The 14,945-nt window shown below is 29.3% G+C and carries 16 protein-coding genes; 13 read left to right on the forward strand and 3 right to left on the reverse strand.

Annotated elements, in window-relative coordinates:
- Positions 1–84: 84 nt before the first annotated feature.
- The gene (locus IEW75_RS02745) at positions 85–426 is read left to right on the forward strand and encodes a hypothetical protein (protein ID WP_134248506.1); all 342 of its coding nucleotides are present in this window, start codon (positions 85–87) and stop codon (positions 424–426) included.
- A 1-nt stretch (position 427) separates the two neighbouring features.
- Here IEW75_RS02745 and IEW75_RS02750 read toward each other — a convergent pair whose 3' ends face one another.
- Positions 428–739 (reverse strand): hypothetical protein, encoded by a 312-nt coding sequence (locus tag IEW75_RS02750; protein ID WP_134248507.1) that lies wholly within the window; start codon positions 737–739, stop codon positions 428–430.
- 772 nt (positions 740–1,511) lie between these two features.
- On the opposite strand from IEW75_RS02750, the gene IEW75_RS02755 reads away from it, so the two are divergent.
- The 7 genes from IEW75_RS02755 (at position 1,512) to IEW75_RS02785 (ending at position 6,890) form a co-directional block, all read left to right on the forward strand.
- A complete protein-coding gene (locus IEW75_RS02755) occupies positions 1,512–2,429 on the forward strand; it encodes a hypothetical protein (protein WP_134248508.1) in 918 nt (305 codons plus the stop codon).
- Positions 2,430–2,572: 143 nt separating this feature from the next.
- Complete coding sequence (locus IEW75_RS02760; RefSeq protein ID WP_134248509.1) at positions 2,573–3,145, forward strand: hypothetical protein; 573 nt, start codon at positions 2,573–2,575, stop codon at positions 3,143–3,145.
- Between the two features lie 153 nt (positions 3,146–3,298).
- On the forward strand, positions 3,299–3,826 hold the full coding sequence (locus IEW75_RS02765; RefSeq protein ID WP_134248510.1) for a hypothetical protein: 528 nt from the start codon (positions 3,299–3,301) through the stop codon (positions 3,824–3,826).
- 143 nt (positions 3,827–3,969) lie between these two features.
- Positions 3,970–4,515 (forward strand): hypothetical protein, encoded by a 546-nt coding sequence (locus tag IEW75_RS02770; protein WP_134248511.1) that lies wholly within the window; start codon positions 3,970–3,972, stop codon positions 4,513–4,515.
- Between the two features lie 158 nt (positions 4,516–4,673).
- Positions 4,674–5,585 carry an exonuclease domain-containing protein gene (locus IEW75_RS02775; protein WP_134248512.1) on the forward strand — a complete coding sequence of 304 codons (912 nt, stop codon included), beginning with the start codon at positions 4,674–4,676 and terminating at the stop codon, positions 5,583–5,585.
- A gap of 150 nt (positions 5,586–5,735) precedes the next feature.
- The gene (locus IEW75_RS02780; protein ID WP_134248513.1) at positions 5,736–6,188 is read left to right on the forward strand and encodes a DUF3800 domain-containing protein; all 453 of its coding nucleotides are present in this window, start codon (positions 5,736–5,738) and stop codon (positions 6,186–6,188) included.
- A gap of 336 nt (positions 6,189–6,524) precedes the next feature.
- Complete coding sequence (locus IEW75_RS02785; protein ID WP_134248514.1) at positions 6,525–6,890, forward strand: hypothetical protein; 366 nt, start codon at positions 6,525–6,527, stop codon at positions 6,888–6,890.
- Between the two features lie 133 nt (positions 6,891–7,023).
- Here IEW75_RS02785 and IEW75_RS02790 read toward each other — a convergent pair whose 3' ends face one another.
- Positions 7,024–7,242, reverse strand: a complete 219-nt coding sequence (locus tag IEW75_RS02790; protein WP_134248515.1) for a hypothetical protein — start codon at positions 7,240–7,242, stop codon at positions 7,024–7,026.
- A gap of 168 nt (positions 7,243–7,410) precedes the next feature.
- Here IEW75_RS02790 and IEW75_RS02795 point away from each other — a divergent pair, with 168 nt between their 5' ends.
- From IEW75_RS02795 to IEW75_RS02815, 5 genes are all read left to right on the forward strand, one after another.
- Positions 7,411–7,911: a hypothetical protein gene (locus tag IEW75_RS02795; protein WP_134248516.1), complete on the forward strand. Its 501-nt coding sequence runs from the start codon at positions 7,411–7,413 to the stop codon at positions 7,909–7,911.
- Positions 7,912–8,049: 138 nt separating this feature from the next.
- Positions 8,050–9,027, forward strand: a complete 978-nt coding sequence (locus IEW75_RS02800) for a DUF3644 domain-containing protein (RefSeq protein WP_134248517.1) — start codon at positions 8,050–8,052, stop codon at positions 9,025–9,027.
- A 332-nt stretch (positions 9,028–9,359) separates the two neighbouring features.
- A complete protein-coding gene (locus IEW75_RS02805; protein ID WP_134248518.1) occupies positions 9,360–9,560 on the forward strand; it encodes a helix-turn-helix transcriptional regulator in 201 nt (66 codons plus the stop codon).
- Positions 9,560–11,323, forward strand: a complete 1,764-nt coding sequence (locus IEW75_RS02810) for a site-specific DNA-methyltransferase (protein WP_134248519.1) — start codon at positions 9,560–9,562, stop codon at positions 11,321–11,323. The genes IEW75_RS02805 and IEW75_RS02810 overlap by 1 nt, the downstream gene beginning before the upstream one ends.
- On the forward strand, positions 11,320–13,788 hold the full coding sequence (locus tag IEW75_RS02815; protein WP_134248520.1) for a DEAD/DEAH box helicase: 2,469 nt from the start codon (positions 11,320–11,322) through the stop codon (positions 13,786–13,788). Before IEW75_RS02810 ends, IEW75_RS02815 begins: the two co-directional genes overlap by 4 nt.
- A gap of 837 nt (positions 13,789–14,625) precedes the next feature.
- Here IEW75_RS02815 and IEW75_RS02820 read toward each other — a convergent pair.
- Positions 14,626–14,853 (reverse strand): hypothetical protein, encoded by a 228-nt coding sequence (locus tag IEW75_RS02820; protein WP_134248521.1) that lies wholly within the window; start codon positions 14,851–14,853, stop codon positions 14,626–14,628.
- Positions 14,854–14,945 lie beyond the last annotated feature (92 nt).

Consider the following 14,945-nt stretch of genomic DNA (forward strand, 5'->3'; position numbering starts at 1 on the left):
CACCTTATCCCGACAGATTTTGGGGATAAACGTATATAATATGAACATATAACAGAGTTGCCCACAATAACGAACACTATGGAAATGGAAGAACAAGAAACAAGACTAGACAAACAAGAAAAAGACTTATTAGACGATGTTAATGAGTTTAGTAAAAAAGGAAAGTTTTCTGAAACATTTACCGAATATGAATTTAGAGTGATAGAAAGAGAATCTAAAGATAAGTATGATTTCTTATCTCCAACTATTACTAAATCAAATGATATTGAAAGTCTGATTAATAGGTTTAAGATAGATGTAGTAAATATTTGCGAAAAGACACTAACCATAGACGAGAACAATAGAACTGTTTATGAAAAGTGCCTTAATTCGTTTATTGAGTTATATTCAATAAAGTTTAAGCGAGATTATTTGAAATTAAAATAGATTAATTCAATTTAGTTTGAATAATACCTGTTTTTTTAGGATGATTTTCAAGAAATAACTTACAAGCATTATCGTATGATTTTTTTGCTTTTTCTAAAGCCAAATTATATTCTTCAATGTCTTTATATTCACCTCTTGAATATTTCTCGTCAACTTTTAAAATTTGTATTATTTCATTTTTAAATAAAAAATACTCTGAAACCATTAACTGTTTGAACATAACAATGAAATGACCTGATTCTATGAATAATTTAAAATATTTTGAGTGTAGTTTAAATTCCTCAAAGACCTCTGATTTTTCTTTATCTGACAATCTTAATAACGGTGGATTATTACTGTGGGCAACACTGCGTATAAAAAATAGCTTCTTTTTGCCAAGCCATTTGTACAGTTTTGTGTTTTTAAACCAGTTTACTAATCCGAAATTTACTGTTGTTTTTACGCTACTTTTCATACTCTAAATCGTTGCAAGTAATTACTCGGCGGAGTTTTGGTTGGATGTAAAACAGATTAATTCGTTTTTAATAAGTTCATTTAAAACAAAAAAAACTGGCTGAGAAATGATTTTATTTAAAATTAGTAAAATGACAAATTAAGCTAAAAAGATGAATTTTAGTTGATTAAAAATTCTTTCAATGACAAATTTAGTAAAATGAGAAAATTGTTTTTTTTAAATTAGTTTAATGACAAATTAAATAAAAATGATAAATTTGAGTTCACTTCTACTCTACTGATTTTTGAGAATTGAAACGCAAAAAGCTCAATGAAACGGAGAAATTTAAAATCAGAGCGGATTTGAACATTGAAACGGAGAAAAATTGCAGAACGCTAAAACAAGTAAAAAGATAAATTAATAACAAAAAAAAAGGATTTTTATAAAGAACAAGAATGACAAATCGCGGAAAGTACTAAAATTCAATTATCAGCATAGCGTGTCGTAAAAACTTGCAACAACTCATAAAATTTATGCTTAAATCTGATTTAGTACAAACGACAAACATTCAACAAACGATTTGTTACGTCCGAAAAATCTCCGATTTTCCAGTCGCACAAATCTTATAAAAGCCCGTTGGGCAACATTTAAGATGAAATTTCTACTCCAAAATATAATTTTACTTTCCCTCTTTATTTCTTGTACAAGAGTGAATACAAAATACAGTATTCCGAATATAAAAGATTCTATTCCAACAACAATTTCTGTTTTGAAAACACAGAAAATGTTAGAAGGAGGTTATGATTTGATAGGAATTGAGGAAATTGGTAAGCCTTTTGAAATAAAAAATTTAAAGAAAAAAAATGATGATTACCTTATAAAAACTATAATTTACAATGATTCAACTCAGTCAGTTCTTGAGTATGAAGAAGAAATAATTGAAATTGATGATTTAGAATTAGCTGACATTGAGAAACCAATAGAGTCTAATCCAAATGAAACAAGTTATGAATTAGGAAATAATGATTTAAGAATTTATGTTGATACTACCCAAATTCTAAATATGCCAAACTATAAGGATAACCTAGAATTAAACGAAAATTTACAAACTAAATCTAGCGATATTCTTGAATATTCAAATTTAGTTAAAAACTCATATTCAAAATATTACAGAGAATCTAATGATTTGAAACAAGCATATCCTATATTAATCTTCAATCAATCACGTTTGACAATTCCAATAAATTTAAAAGAGGGTTGGGTAATGATGATTCAAGAAGCTAAAGATAAAGAAGGGGAATGGAAACCAATTGAATACTATGAACCTTTTGTAATTTGCGGGAATAGTTTTTGGTCTGATATTTTGTTACCAAATCATTATGCAATATCCAAAATTTATAAATATGGAGGTCAATTTAAAACAATATCAAGAGTGAAACTTTTAACTAATGATAAAATTTACTACTCTAATGAATTTAATAGTTTTATAAATGAAGAGCAGTTTTCATTACCCGATTATATAAAATCCAAAGAAAAAAGAAATCATCATTTTTTTATGATTGATAGTTAACGATTGCCCAACAATGCACAAAAAAAATTGCTAAATTATTATGATTAGAGAAATACGATTTACTTTACAAACAAACGACAAACATCGGAAAATTACGATTTACCAATCGCAACTTTCCTTGTCCTAAACCGTTGTAAATAATTATGAAAAAGATACTTCTAGGAATATTAATATTACTTCCTCTACTGGAATCATTTAGTCAGACAAATAATGACTTCAAAGAATCAAATGAGTATTATTTAACGGAAATAGACTCTATTGTTGCCGAAAATTATTGGAACAATAATACTAATAAAACAGAACCTATTTTAAGATACTTAAAAGATCAAGATGGGAAAATAATTACCAAGTTTGACATCTCAGAATTAGAATTTTATAGTGGGAGTTCAATTAAGGTTTTGAGTATTGATAACTTGAAAAATATAACTCAAATAATTCATTTGCAATCTTCATACGATGCCTGTTGCACTAATTACTATTCAAACTACTTTTTAAAAACAGAAAACGGGAAATTAATTGAACTTCCTGAAGTTGAATATCTTCATTGTGATGGACCAACACCAATAAAAGAATTGAGATTCCCGAATCAAAAGTTCGGAAAGAAAAATCAAATATTATTGACTAAATCTACGCTTAATAAAGATTATAAAGTTGAAAGTGTAGAAATTATAAAGACATATTTTTGGGACGGAGAAAAAATAATATTGGAAAAATAACTATTTACAACAACTCATAAAATTTATGCTTAAATTTGATTTAGTACAAACGACAAACATTCAACTAACAATTTGCTACGTCCGAAAAATCTCCAATTTTCCAAACGCACAAATCTTATAAACAACCGTTAGGCACTATTACGATTGAAAAAAATGACAGATAAAATAGAACGATTAAAATCCTTTGATTCTGAGAAATTAATAGATATTGTTAAAAATTATCGTCAATACGGTTATGATGAAAATTTGAGAAATGACACATTAGAAATTCTAAAAAAAAGAGGAATTGATAAAGAGCAACTAATTTTGACTGGGAATTATAAAAATCAAAATTATGATTCCGCAAAAGACATTTACGAATCGTTTAATCGGAATTCAAAAAAGGCTTTAATACTTTACGGAGTCGTACTACTAATGAGTATTTTGACTGCAATTATTTCAAGCGATAAATTGATTTTTTTGAGTTCAGCAATGCTGATTATTAATTTAATCTTGATTGGACTATTTATTATCTTTTTGATTAAATCAATGATTAATCAGAGTCAATTTCACAAGGCTATCGGGAAAAAGAACGATTCAGAGTTTATGCTGATTTTTTTAGTTTTAGGAATATCACTATATTTTATATTATATTTTTACTTTAGAAATAAGATGAACGAACAGATGAGTTTAATAGAATAAAAAACAGTGCCTAACAACTCATAAAATTTATGCTTAAATTTGAACTAGAACAAACGACAAACATTCAACTAACGATTTGCTACAACCGAAAAATCTCCGATTTTCCAGTCGCACAAATCTTATAAAATCCCGTTGTAGCTAATATGAAAAAGACAAAATTATTCCTCATTATTTTTTTAGGATTTATTTTAAGTTGCCAAGTTGATTGGATTGAAAAGAATGAAAAGTTAATTGAGAATATTGAGCGAAATTCTAAACTAGTCAAAAAAATTGACACAATAGAAAATTTTATAAACTTGAAAATTCAATTTCTTGAAACAGATGACAAATCAAAGATTGAATTTAAAACAGGTTTAGGAAATGTTGTGAAATTGGACCTCAAACTATATAAAAATGATTCATTTATTTTTGCAGAAAATTCATATTCAATTGAAGCTCTAAAGGACAAGAGAAAAAGAAATGATGACGAACCAATAGGGGAAATTATCGAAAAAAATATTTATTACAAAAACAAGAAAAGTGGAGTTCAGAAAACGAGAAAAATTCCTTTTTATAACTTTGATGATATTCCAAATCTCAAATTAGAATTATTAAAGAAAGAATATGAAATTATTGAAATTGGAGAGAAAGGATATTTGGAATCTGAGAAAAGCTATAATGGTTTAATGAGTGTGATAAAAAAATACTAGCTACAACAATGGTTATAAAAAATTGCTAAATTCAATAAAATAGAATGTTTCTAAAACATAAAAAACTTAAATTTAAACATCGGAAAAATACGGTTATCAAATCGCAACTTTCCATATCCTAAACCGTTACCACCAAGCTACGAAAAAAAATAAATGCTATGAATTTTATAACAATTGACTTTGAAACTGCAACAGCACAAAGAAATAGTCCTTGCGAAATTGGATTAACTTTCGTTGAAAATTTTAAAATTAAAGAGAGTAAATCTTGGCTAATTAAACCAATCAACAATGAGTTTGATTATTTCAACATTATGATTCACGGAATAACACCAGAAGATGTTGAAAATGAGCCTGAATTTGACGAAGTATGGAAAGAAGTTAAACCATTAATCGAAAACAAATTTTTAATTGCTCATAACGCAGGATTTGATTTTAGTGTTTTAAGAAAAACTTTAGAGACTTATGATATTCCTTTTCCTGAATTAGAATATTCTTGTAGTTATATTTTTTCAAAAAAAGTTTGGAAAAATTTACCCGCTTATGATTTGAAAACATTGTGTAATCATAACGAAATCAAATTCAAACATCACCGAGCAAAATCTGACAGTAGAGCTACGGCAGAACTAGCAATTAAAGCATTTAGAAAATCTGATGTTTTCTCAAAAGATGATTTTCCAGAAAAATTAAAGACAAATATTGGAAAGGTTTTTAACGGAGGGTATAAACCATCTGAAACAAAGAGAATTTACAAAGCTAAAGATTTAGCAAAAATGGTTGGAGACCCGACTAAACATAATAAAGAAAGTCTTTTTTATGGAAAAACTGTTGTTTTCACAGGAACACTTTCTTCAATGGTAAGAAAAGAGGCTCAACAAATTATAGCTGATATTGGAGGAGTAAATTTAAGAGGAGTGACTAAATCTACAGATTTTTTGATAGTTGGACAACAAGATTATAGAGTTGTTGGAGAAGACGGAATGAGTAACAAACAAGAAACTGCAATTAAATATATTGAGAAAGGTTCAGAAATAGAAATTCTATCCGAAAATGATTTTACAAGAAACATATAAAAACGCCAGGTGGTAACACCTCATATAATTTATGCTTACATTTAAACTAACACAAACGACAAACATTCAACTAACGTTTTGCTACGGCAGAAAAATCTCCGATTTTCCTGTCGCACAAATCATATAAAAACTCGTTGGCATTAATATGCGATGAAAAAAAAAGCTTACATATATTTTGATGAATTTGGAAATAGCCATTTAGATACAGAATCTAAAAAAGGAACATTTTCTCACTTCATTTATACTGCAGTTGTAATCAACGAAAATGATTTAAACAAGGCAAAGGAATTAAGAACATTTATTTCTAATAAATATAGACAAGGCTCTCCTTTAAAATCAAGTAAATTAGATATTAATAAGCGATTAAATATTATTGAGGAATTTAGTAGCATCGATTTTGGAATATTTAGTTTTATAATTGACAAAAGGAAAATTGACAATAAAAATCTAGAAGACAAAACTGTATTTTATAAATTTTTTCAAAGATTATTTTTAACTCAATTTGTTGAGAGATATGAGAGTTTCGAAATATATTTTGACAAAATAGGAAGCGAAGATTTTAGAACTAGTTTGACCAATTATATTTCAAGAAAAGTATTTTAGCCGACTTTATTCAATCCTGATAGATTATACAAAATAGCTGACGACAAATTTGAAGAACCTTTAATTCAAATTGCAGATTTCTATTCTGGATGCGTTGGTAAAATATTTTGTGTAAGTCACAAAGATATTGATGCAGAAAAAATATTTAACAAAATAAATAGTAGATTATTTATTGATTTTTATCCTTATTCAAGTTCCAGTTATTTAGGCAAATACAATAATGAACTAGATGTTTCAGATAAAAAAGTTGGCGAATTATGTCTAAATGTTGTTTTAGATTATCTAAATAGCGGAAAAGCAACGATTGAGGAAATTGAGTTATTAAAACATTTATTATTGATTTTCAGAACTGACCCCAATAGATTATCAGAAACATATGAATTAGTTGAAATTATCAAAAGAATAAATAGTAAATCCTCAAAAGAACACATTCGAGATTTAATTTCAACGTTAAGAGATAAAGGCGTAATTATAGTCAGTATTGAGGGAAAATATGGATATAAAATTCCAAATAAAAAAAATGATTTGATTGGATTTTATAATAGATATTTGAAAAGTATAATTCCAATGCTCAACAGAATGAATATTGCTAACGAGATAATTAAAAAAGAATATTTCGAAATAGATATATTCAATGAGAATGAAAACTTACAATTGATTCAAAGATTTATAAACATAATGGAATTCGAAAAAATAGAATAAATACTAATGCCAACAATTAATATAAAAAATTGCTAAACCCAACAATATAGAATGATTCTTAAAACCAATTACCCTAAATTTAAACATCGGAAAATTGCGGTTACCAAAGCGCAACTTTTCATATTATAACCCGTTATAGGGCATTTAAAGGAAGTGGCATTTCATCTTCGGCTTTTATTACTTTCCAAAGTGTATGCAGTTCTTCGACCGTTTCTACATCAAAATAAATTCTACCTTCATCAAATGAAAAATAGTGCGGGTCATCTTCGTGTAGGTCAAGTTTCCATTTAGTCCATATTTTGCCTTTTTTATCAAAGCCTAATTTTGTAAGTATTTCTCTTGTAAGTTTCATAATAAAAACGCCCTATAACAAAGTGTATAGCAAATAGCCGTTATTGGGCTGTAATTAAACTATTTGCGTGTTTATAAATTTAGTTTTCTATATCAAAGGTTTGTGCTTTCTATCGGCTACTTGCCATACACAAACCGTTAGGTGTAATAGCTTGAAAAAAATTGAATAATGCAAAATCAACAGATTAACTTTTCTAACGACAGAGAAATTTCATTTACAATATCTATCAAGAAAAAATCAAAATTTGCTAGAATAATCCTGATTTTTACATTTCTGATTTTTTTAATAATGCCAGTAATATTTTTGATTGATATGATTATTGAGCGAGCAGAATTGAAAATAGGAATATTTTTCTCATTCACATTATTATGGGGATTTGCATATTATATGTTTCGAGTAATAGCTTGGAATCAATTTGGAAAAGAAATTTTCACAATCGAGAAAGACAAAATTAAATATTACTCTGACTTTAAATATTTCAAAGACAGTTTTAAGGAAATCGATAATGTTGATTTAAAAATAGAACTTGAAAATATTGGATATATTGAGGATAATCTTGGAGTTTTATCGATTAAAAATGAAACGGATTCTTTAAAATCAGTAATTAAAGTTCCAATACCAGAATTGAACGAGTTGATTAAGAAGATAAAAACTACACCTAACAATTAATATAAAAAATTGCTAAATCCAATAATATGGAATGTTTCTAAACCTTAAAATACATACATTTAAACACCGAAAAATTGCGGAAACCACCCCTCAACTTTTCATATTATAAAACGTTAGGGCACATTACGAAAAAAAGCTATGCCAGAAAGAAAAAGAAGATTAAAATCTATAAAATCTGAACTTTTGATTAAGTCAAGAGAAGCTATGCTTTCTGCTGTTCAGATTTTTAATAACCCAAACATAAATTTTAAATCCGAAAATTTTATAATTCTATCGAATATTGCTTGGATGTATTTATTACACGCTTACTATAGAGAAAAAAGTATTGAATATCGATATTTTAAAAAAATAAAAACAAGAAGAAGATTTGACAGAACAAAACGTGGAGCATATAAATATTGGGAATTAGAAAGATGTTTAACCGATAAACTGAGTCCTATTGATAAAGTCACAAGTAGCAACTTAAAATTTTTAATTGGTTTAAGGCACGAAATTGAACATCAAATGACTGATAGAATCGATGAATATTTAAGTGCTCGATTTCAATCTTGTTGTTTAAATTATAATTTATACATAAAAAAGTTATTTGGAGAACAATTTGCAATTGATAAACACTTATCAATTTCATTACAATTTTCAACGATAAACGAAGAACAAACAAAAAAATTAAAAGAGTTTACAGATTTACCGAAAAATATTGCAACATATATTAACGATTTCGATGAAAACCTATCAGATGAATTATATAATGATATCCGATTTTCATATCGAGTACTATATGTTCCGAAATCAGCAAATAGAAAAGGTCAAGCTGATAAAGTAATTGAATTTATTCCTGCAAATTCTCCAGAGGCAAAAGGATTAAATAAAGAGTATGTTTTAATTAAAGAAAAAGAAAGAAAAAAATTTCTACCAAAGCATATTAAAGAACTAATGATTGAAAAAGGATTTTCTAAATTTTCAATTCACAAAAACACATTGTTATGGAAAGAAAACGATGCGAAAGATCCTAAAAAGAATTTTGGTGTTAACGTGGAAGACCAATGGTATTGGTATGATAATTGGGTGAAATTTGTTGAAAATTATTGTATTGAAAATAAAGAACAATTGAATTAAAAACGTGCCCTAACAATAGGTATAAAAAATTGCTAAATTCAATAAAATAGAATGTTTCTAAAACATAAATAACTTAAATTTAAACATCGGAAAAATACGATTACAATATCGCAACTTTCCATACCTTAAACCGTTACCTGCAAGCTGAAAAAAGAGCCACCGCACGGTCAAGCACATTTGGTTTTTGCCAACGCTAAACCCAACGCTGAAAAACCAAAAGAGCTTGCCCTTCCCCACCGCCACCCAAACAGAATATTTACACTTTATACACAACTTTTTGAGATAATTAAAATAATCGTATTAAATTAGCGGCTACATAAACAACGTCTGAAATGAACAGAATTAAGGAAGTGTTGGAACAGAAAGGGATAAAGCAAACTTGGTTGGCTGAAAAACTTGGAAAGAGTTACAATATGGTAAATGCTTATGCACAAAACCGACAACAACCACGATTGGAAACCTTAATGGACATTGCAAACATTTTGGACATTGACGTGAAAGATTTGATAATATCTAACAAAGAGAATAACTAATGGCAACAGAAAAGGAACTATATGCTGAAATAGAGGCACTAAAAAAGAAATTAGAAATTGCCAACAACCGAATTAAAACAGAAAAATACGGTATTACTTGGTTAGACGTTCCCGAAGCATTTGAGGAAGAAAGTGAAAACCAACTTCCTATTTTGACAGAGGTAAAAGAAAAAGCCATAAAAAATGAGGACGGAAAACCAACTCACATATTAATTGAGGGCGACAACTACCATTCACTTACTTGTTTAAACTACACGCACAAAAGTAAAATTGACCTTATTTATATTGACCCACCTTACAACACAGGTTCTGACGGTTTTACATATAAAGACAAACGCGTATTAGATAAATATCCTGATGGTTCAGAAGTTCCAAAAGACCATCCTTTACGACATAGTTATTGGCTTTCATTTATGAATAAAAGATTGGAATTAGCGAAAGATTTATTATCTGATTCAGGCTTAATTTTTATATCAATTGATGACAATGAATTAGCACAATTAAAACTTCTTTGTGATAAAATATTTGGAGAAAAAAACTTTATCGGAAACATAGTTTGGTTTAAAAAAAGAAAAGGTTCTTTTCTCTCAAACAAACTTGTAAGTTTAACCGAGTATGTTTTGGTCTATTGCAAAAAAGATGGAGTGAAACTATTTGGTGGAGAAACAGACAAAACAGAATCTCAACCTATTGTAAAAAGAACAAATGCTGTAAAAACCCTTGTGTTTCCTGAAAATTTTGTTCAGACAAAATTAAAAGATGGAGTTTACAAAGCAGGAAAATATGGAAAAGGAACTACTTCCACAATATTGCAAAACGATATTGTCGTAAAAGACAATATTATCAAGACAGGATTCTCTTTAGAAGCACCTTTTACTTGGAGTCAAGAATTTTTAGACGAAGAAATTAAGGATGAAACTAAAGTATTGATAAATACTTCCAGTTTCCAACCACGAGTTATTAGAACAAATAATAATTCATTTAAAGCAATGCCTTCATTTCTTGACGGTAGAGATTTTAAAGCTACAAATGAAGACGCTTATGGTTTACTAAAAGATATTTTTGATAAAGACAGACCTTTTAGTTATTCAAAACCTGTGAATTTAATAAAAAAGCTAATCAAATCTATTTCATTTTTTAAAGATAGTTTTACTGTACTTGACTTTTTTGCGGGTTCAGGAACAACTGCACAGGCAGTTTTAGAACTTAATGAAGAAGATAAAAAGCAAATCAAATTTATCATTGCAACAAACAATGAAAACAATAATGGAGACGGCAAAATCATTGATGATGTATGTTATCCGAGAGTTTCAAAAGTTATTTCAGGTTATACCAATAGAAAGGAAGAAGTTATACAAGGTCTTGGTAACTCTTTAAAATACTACAAGACTGATTTTGTTGGTTCAAACAATATTCTTTCAGCAACAGATGAAGATAAATCTTCATTGGCTCATAAAGCAGGCTATTTGCTTTCCATTGCAGAAAACACATTAGAAGAAATAGAATTAAGCAGTTGCTATCAACTGTTTGAAAATGATAAAAAAGTAACTGCTATTTATTTTAAAGAAGAAATGACTGAAATGGAAGCTTTTTTAGAGAAAGTAGAAAATATAAAAAAACCAATCGCATTGTATCTTTTTAGTTGGGGAAATAGAAGTGAGTTTGAGGCTTTGTTTGACCATTTGGAACACATTACCATTAAAACCATTCCGCAACCCATTTTAGAAATATACAAGAGGATATACAATATAGTAACCGTATGAGCAGATATAGTCCATTAAACTTTCAAACGAAAGCCATAGATAAATTAGTTTCCACATTCACAAAATTGTGGGGAAATTCAGAATCGCAAAGACTTTTGGCGTTTAAATCGCCCACAGGAAGTGGTAAGACATTTATGGTTGCCAACTTTGTGCATAGTTTGAACGGTATGCCAACTTGGGATTATGACAAAGCCTTTATTTGGATTACATTTTCAGAAGATTTGGCAATGCAAAGCAAAGACAAGTTTCAAGAATATTTTGATACTAATCTTGAAAACGGTTTACTAACCGTAAATGATTTTAAGCAAGGAAAATTATACAAAAACGATATTCTTTTTATCAATTGGCAAAAATTGGTTGCTTCAAAAAAAGACAACCGATTATTGAGACGACCAGACGAAGAAGTGAATTTAAAAGAGCAAGGATATTACTTTGATGATTTAATTGAAAACACGCATAAAGAAAATAGAGAGTTTGTATTAATCATAGATGAAAGCCACAAAAATCGAGACACGAATTTAGCACAAGAGGTTATAGACGTTATAAATCCAAAAGTAATTCTCAATGTTTCGGCTACACCAAAAAACGTTCCCGGAATTGATGAAATAGAAGACGGAACAGCAGGATATGTTGGCGTAAAACGTGAGGAAGTTGTAGAAGAAGGTTTAATCAAAGAAAAAATTGCAGTTCAAACAGAGGAAGATTTAGCTAAATACAAGAATAAAGATTTAGACGAGTTGCTTTTAGATTTAGCAATTGAACGTCAACAAGAACTCAAAGCAGAGTATAAAACTTTAGGTAAAGACATAAATCCTTTAGTTTTAATCCAATTACCTAATGACGATAGTCGTTTGAAAGATGCAGGACAAAAAACCAAAGAGGAAATTGTCACGGACTACCTACGAAAAAAGAAAATAGACATTGATAGAAAAGTTGCTTTATGGTTTGACGGAAAGCAAAAAAATATGGACTTCATTACCCACAATGAAAGTGATGTAGATTTTATGCTATTCAAACAAGCAGCAGGAACAGGTTGGGACTGTCCAAGAGCACATATTTTAGTAATGTTCAGAGAGATAAATTCGGCTTCTTTTTATGTTCAAACTATTGGTAGAATATTACGAATGGCAGAACCTAATCGTAAAGATGATTTCAAAAACAATCCGAATTTAAGAACAGGATATTTATACACAAACTACAAACGAAATGATGTAGAAATTCCAGACCAAGGAGCTAAAAACAAACCGTTTATCTACACTTCAAAACGAAAAGAAGATTTAGAAAATATACAAGGATTATTTTCTGACTTTGTTTCTCGTGTGGATTATGGAGATTTAGGTCACGCAGTAAAATTTCAAAATGGTTTTTTAAAATCATTTGACAATTACTTCGGCTTTGACGAGCAAGACCATCCAGCCATAATGCGTGAAAAAATTGAAGCAAAGGGAATTGATATAAATCCGACTTTAACAAACAAGCTAATTGTTGATGCAGAATTTACGGACTACGACAAAATCAATTTAGACTTTGCAAAAAAAGGACACGAAGAAGATTACGAAATATCAAGAAATGATGTCGAGAAGATATTTAATTGGTATTGCTTTCAACTATTATCTGAACAAACGGAAGCAGAAGCCAAGGTTTCAAACGTTTCTCGTTCTTGGTCACCTTTGAAATCAGCATTTAGAGTTTGGTTTAAGAGTATTTTTGACCAAGACAGTAATTTGTACTATCGCATTTTAATTAATGATTTAAACGAAGAGCAGTCAAGTATTTTCAGACAAGCCTTGACCAAAACTTTGAAAGAATATTATCCTGTTAAAAAAGAATATCTTGAAAAGCGTAAAAAAGACATAGAAAAACGAGAAGCACCACTTTTTGAAATTAAGGAAGAATATACATTTACAGAAGATTATGCTGAATTAACCGCTCAAGAAGGAATTTCAGAATTAAGTGCAATTCAACCGTTCTACTTAAAAAAGGAATATAAAGGAAGAGATAACGAACTGAAATTCTTGAATTACCTCGAACAGAAAAAAGATAAGTTGGATTGGTGGTTTAAAAATGGAGATTCAGGTAAAGAATTTTATTGCTTGAAATACTACAACACAGCCAAAAAAGAAGAAGCACTCTTTTATCCTGATTGGATTTTAAAATTCAAAGATGGTAGAATTGGAATATTTGACACGAAAAGTGGACAGACAGCACAAAACCCAGAAGGACGTGCTGAAGGACTTGCTAACAAACTGAAAGAATTAAATGAAAATGGCGGAAAATATGTTGGCGGACTTGTAGTGTTAGAGAATAACCAATGGTATTATTTCAATAACGAAAAATATTTGTTAGAACCGAGATTAAACGGAGTTGAAGAACCGAAAGCGGAATACGGAGCGAAATTTGACTACGATTATACGCCAGGGAAATTGACAGAAAATTGGAAACCATTTAATAAACTGTTTGACTAATGCCCACGCTTAAAGCCATACACATTTGCAATTCGCACCAGCCGACACACAAGCCCAAAATTGCAAAAGAGTATGTCTTTGCCAACGCTGAAAGACGAACGAAAAAATAAAGCCAGCAGGTAACAATGTATATAAAAAATAGGCGGAATAGTAATAAATTCAAGGTTTTTGGCTCGTTTCAAAGTTTGTGTTTAAACGAAAGTTTCGTGCTTCGAAATCGCCTACTTTTCATATACTAAACGTTGCCATTAACTGCGAAATTTCGATTTTCCAGATAATAAAGTTCTTTAAAAGTAAAATTTTACTCTTCCGATAAATTTTAAATTGACTTCCACTCTATCGGATTGACAATTGAATCGGTCAGATTTTAGCAATGAATCGTGAAAAGAGGAAAATAACGTGCGGAAACCCATAATGAACGTGCGAAAATGGAAAAACAACGTGGAGGAATACAACAATGACTGTAAGGAACGCATGATGAACGTACGAAAATGGAAAAGTGACGTGCGAAAACCCATGATGAACGTGGAGGAATACAAGAATGACTCGGAGGAACGCATGATGAACGTTAAGGAGTACAATAATGACTATAAGGAACGTAAGAAAAACGTTAAGGAATATAAGAATGATTAAAATTCAATAATGATAAAGATTGTAACTCTGAAAAACGATTTAAACATAATGATAAAAAACAGCTAAATGGCAACAATGTATATAATTCATTGCTAGTTTTGCCGTTTTACGACAAAAAACACTAAATTTAAACATCGATTTTCTTTACGATAAGTCTTACGACTAATCGCAACGAAATCATAATACTAAGCCGTTGTGTGCAATTTAAAGAGCATCTAACTCATTAATTACATCTTTCCAATATCTTACTTTGTATCCATCATAATCAGCACTTTCTGAAATATACTTAATCATTTCATTAGCGGTTATTTTTGCTGACTTTATTGCTATAAGGCTACAAAGAATTTCGTTACCACAATCAGTATCTTCATTCATTAATATCATTCTATACTGATTTACTAAGTCATTTGCTTTTTCGTTTGCTGTCATCATAATAAAAACTGCACACAACAAAGAACTGAGCTAAAAAACAAGTTTTTTCTTCATTAATTTTGTTCACTAGTATTCTAAGCTTAAATTTTTGT

The sequence above is a fragment of the Lutibacter litoralis genome (assembly GCF_014646675.1).
In the GTDB taxonomy this organism is placed as follows: Bacteria; Bacteroidota; Bacteroidia; order Flavobacteriales; family Flavobacteriaceae; genus Lutibacter; species Lutibacter litoralis.

What these genes read in the sequence shown, in the direction of transcription:
- IEW75_RS02810 (WP_134248519.1), top strand. Translation starts at nt 9,560, where the DNA reads ATGGCAACAGAAAAGGAACTATATGCTGAAATAGAGGCACTAAAAAAG.
- IEW75_RS02745 (WP_134248506.1), top strand. Translation starts at nt 85, where the DNA reads ATGGAAGAACAAGAAACAAGACTAGACAAACAAGAAAAAGACTTATTA.
- IEW75_RS02765 (WP_134248510.1), top strand. Translation starts at nt 3,299, where the DNA reads ATGACAGATAAAATAGAACGATTAAAATCCTTTGATTCTGAGAAATTA.
- IEW75_RS02790 (WP_134248515.1), bottom strand. Translation starts at nt 7,242, where the DNA reads ATGAAACTTACAAGAGAAATACTTACAAAATTAGGCTTTGATAAAAAA.
- IEW75_RS02795 (WP_134248516.1), top strand. Translation starts at nt 7,411, where the DNA reads ATGCAAAATCAACAGATTAACTTTTCTAACGACAGAGAAATTTCATTT.
- IEW75_RS02805 (WP_134248518.1), top strand. Translation starts at nt 9,360, where the DNA reads ATGAACAGAATTAAGGAAGTGTTGGAACAGAAAGGGATAAAGCAAACT.
- IEW75_RS02770 (WP_134248511.1), top strand. Translation starts at nt 3,970, where the DNA reads ATGAAAAAGACAAAATTATTCCTCATTATTTTTTTAGGATTTATTTTA.
- IEW75_RS02760 (WP_134248509.1), top strand. Translation starts at nt 2,573, where the DNA reads ATGAAAAAGATACTTCTAGGAATATTAATATTACTTCCTCTACTGGAA.
- IEW75_RS02800 (WP_134248517.1), top strand. Translation starts at nt 8,050, where the DNA reads ATGCCAGAAAGAAAAAGAAGATTAAAATCTATAAAATCTGAACTTTTG.
- IEW75_RS02815 (WP_134248520.1), top strand. Translation starts at nt 11,320, where the DNA reads ATGAGCAGATATAGTCCATTAAACTTTCAAACGAAAGCCATAGATAAA.
- IEW75_RS02820 (WP_134248521.1), bottom strand. Translation starts at nt 14,853, where the DNA reads ATGATGACAGCAAACGAAAAAGCAAATGACTTAGTAAATCAGTATAGA.
- IEW75_RS02755 (WP_134248508.1), top strand. Translation starts at nt 1,512, where the DNA reads ATGAAATTTCTACTCCAAAATATAATTTTACTTTCCCTCTTTATTTCT.
- IEW75_RS02780 (WP_134248513.1), top strand. Translation starts at nt 5,736, where the DNA reads ATGAAAAAAAAAGCTTACATATATTTTGATGAATTTGGAAATAGCCAT.
- IEW75_RS02775 (WP_134248512.1), top strand. Translation starts at nt 4,674, where the DNA reads ATGAATTTTATAACAATTGACTTTGAAACTGCAACAGCACAAAGAAAT.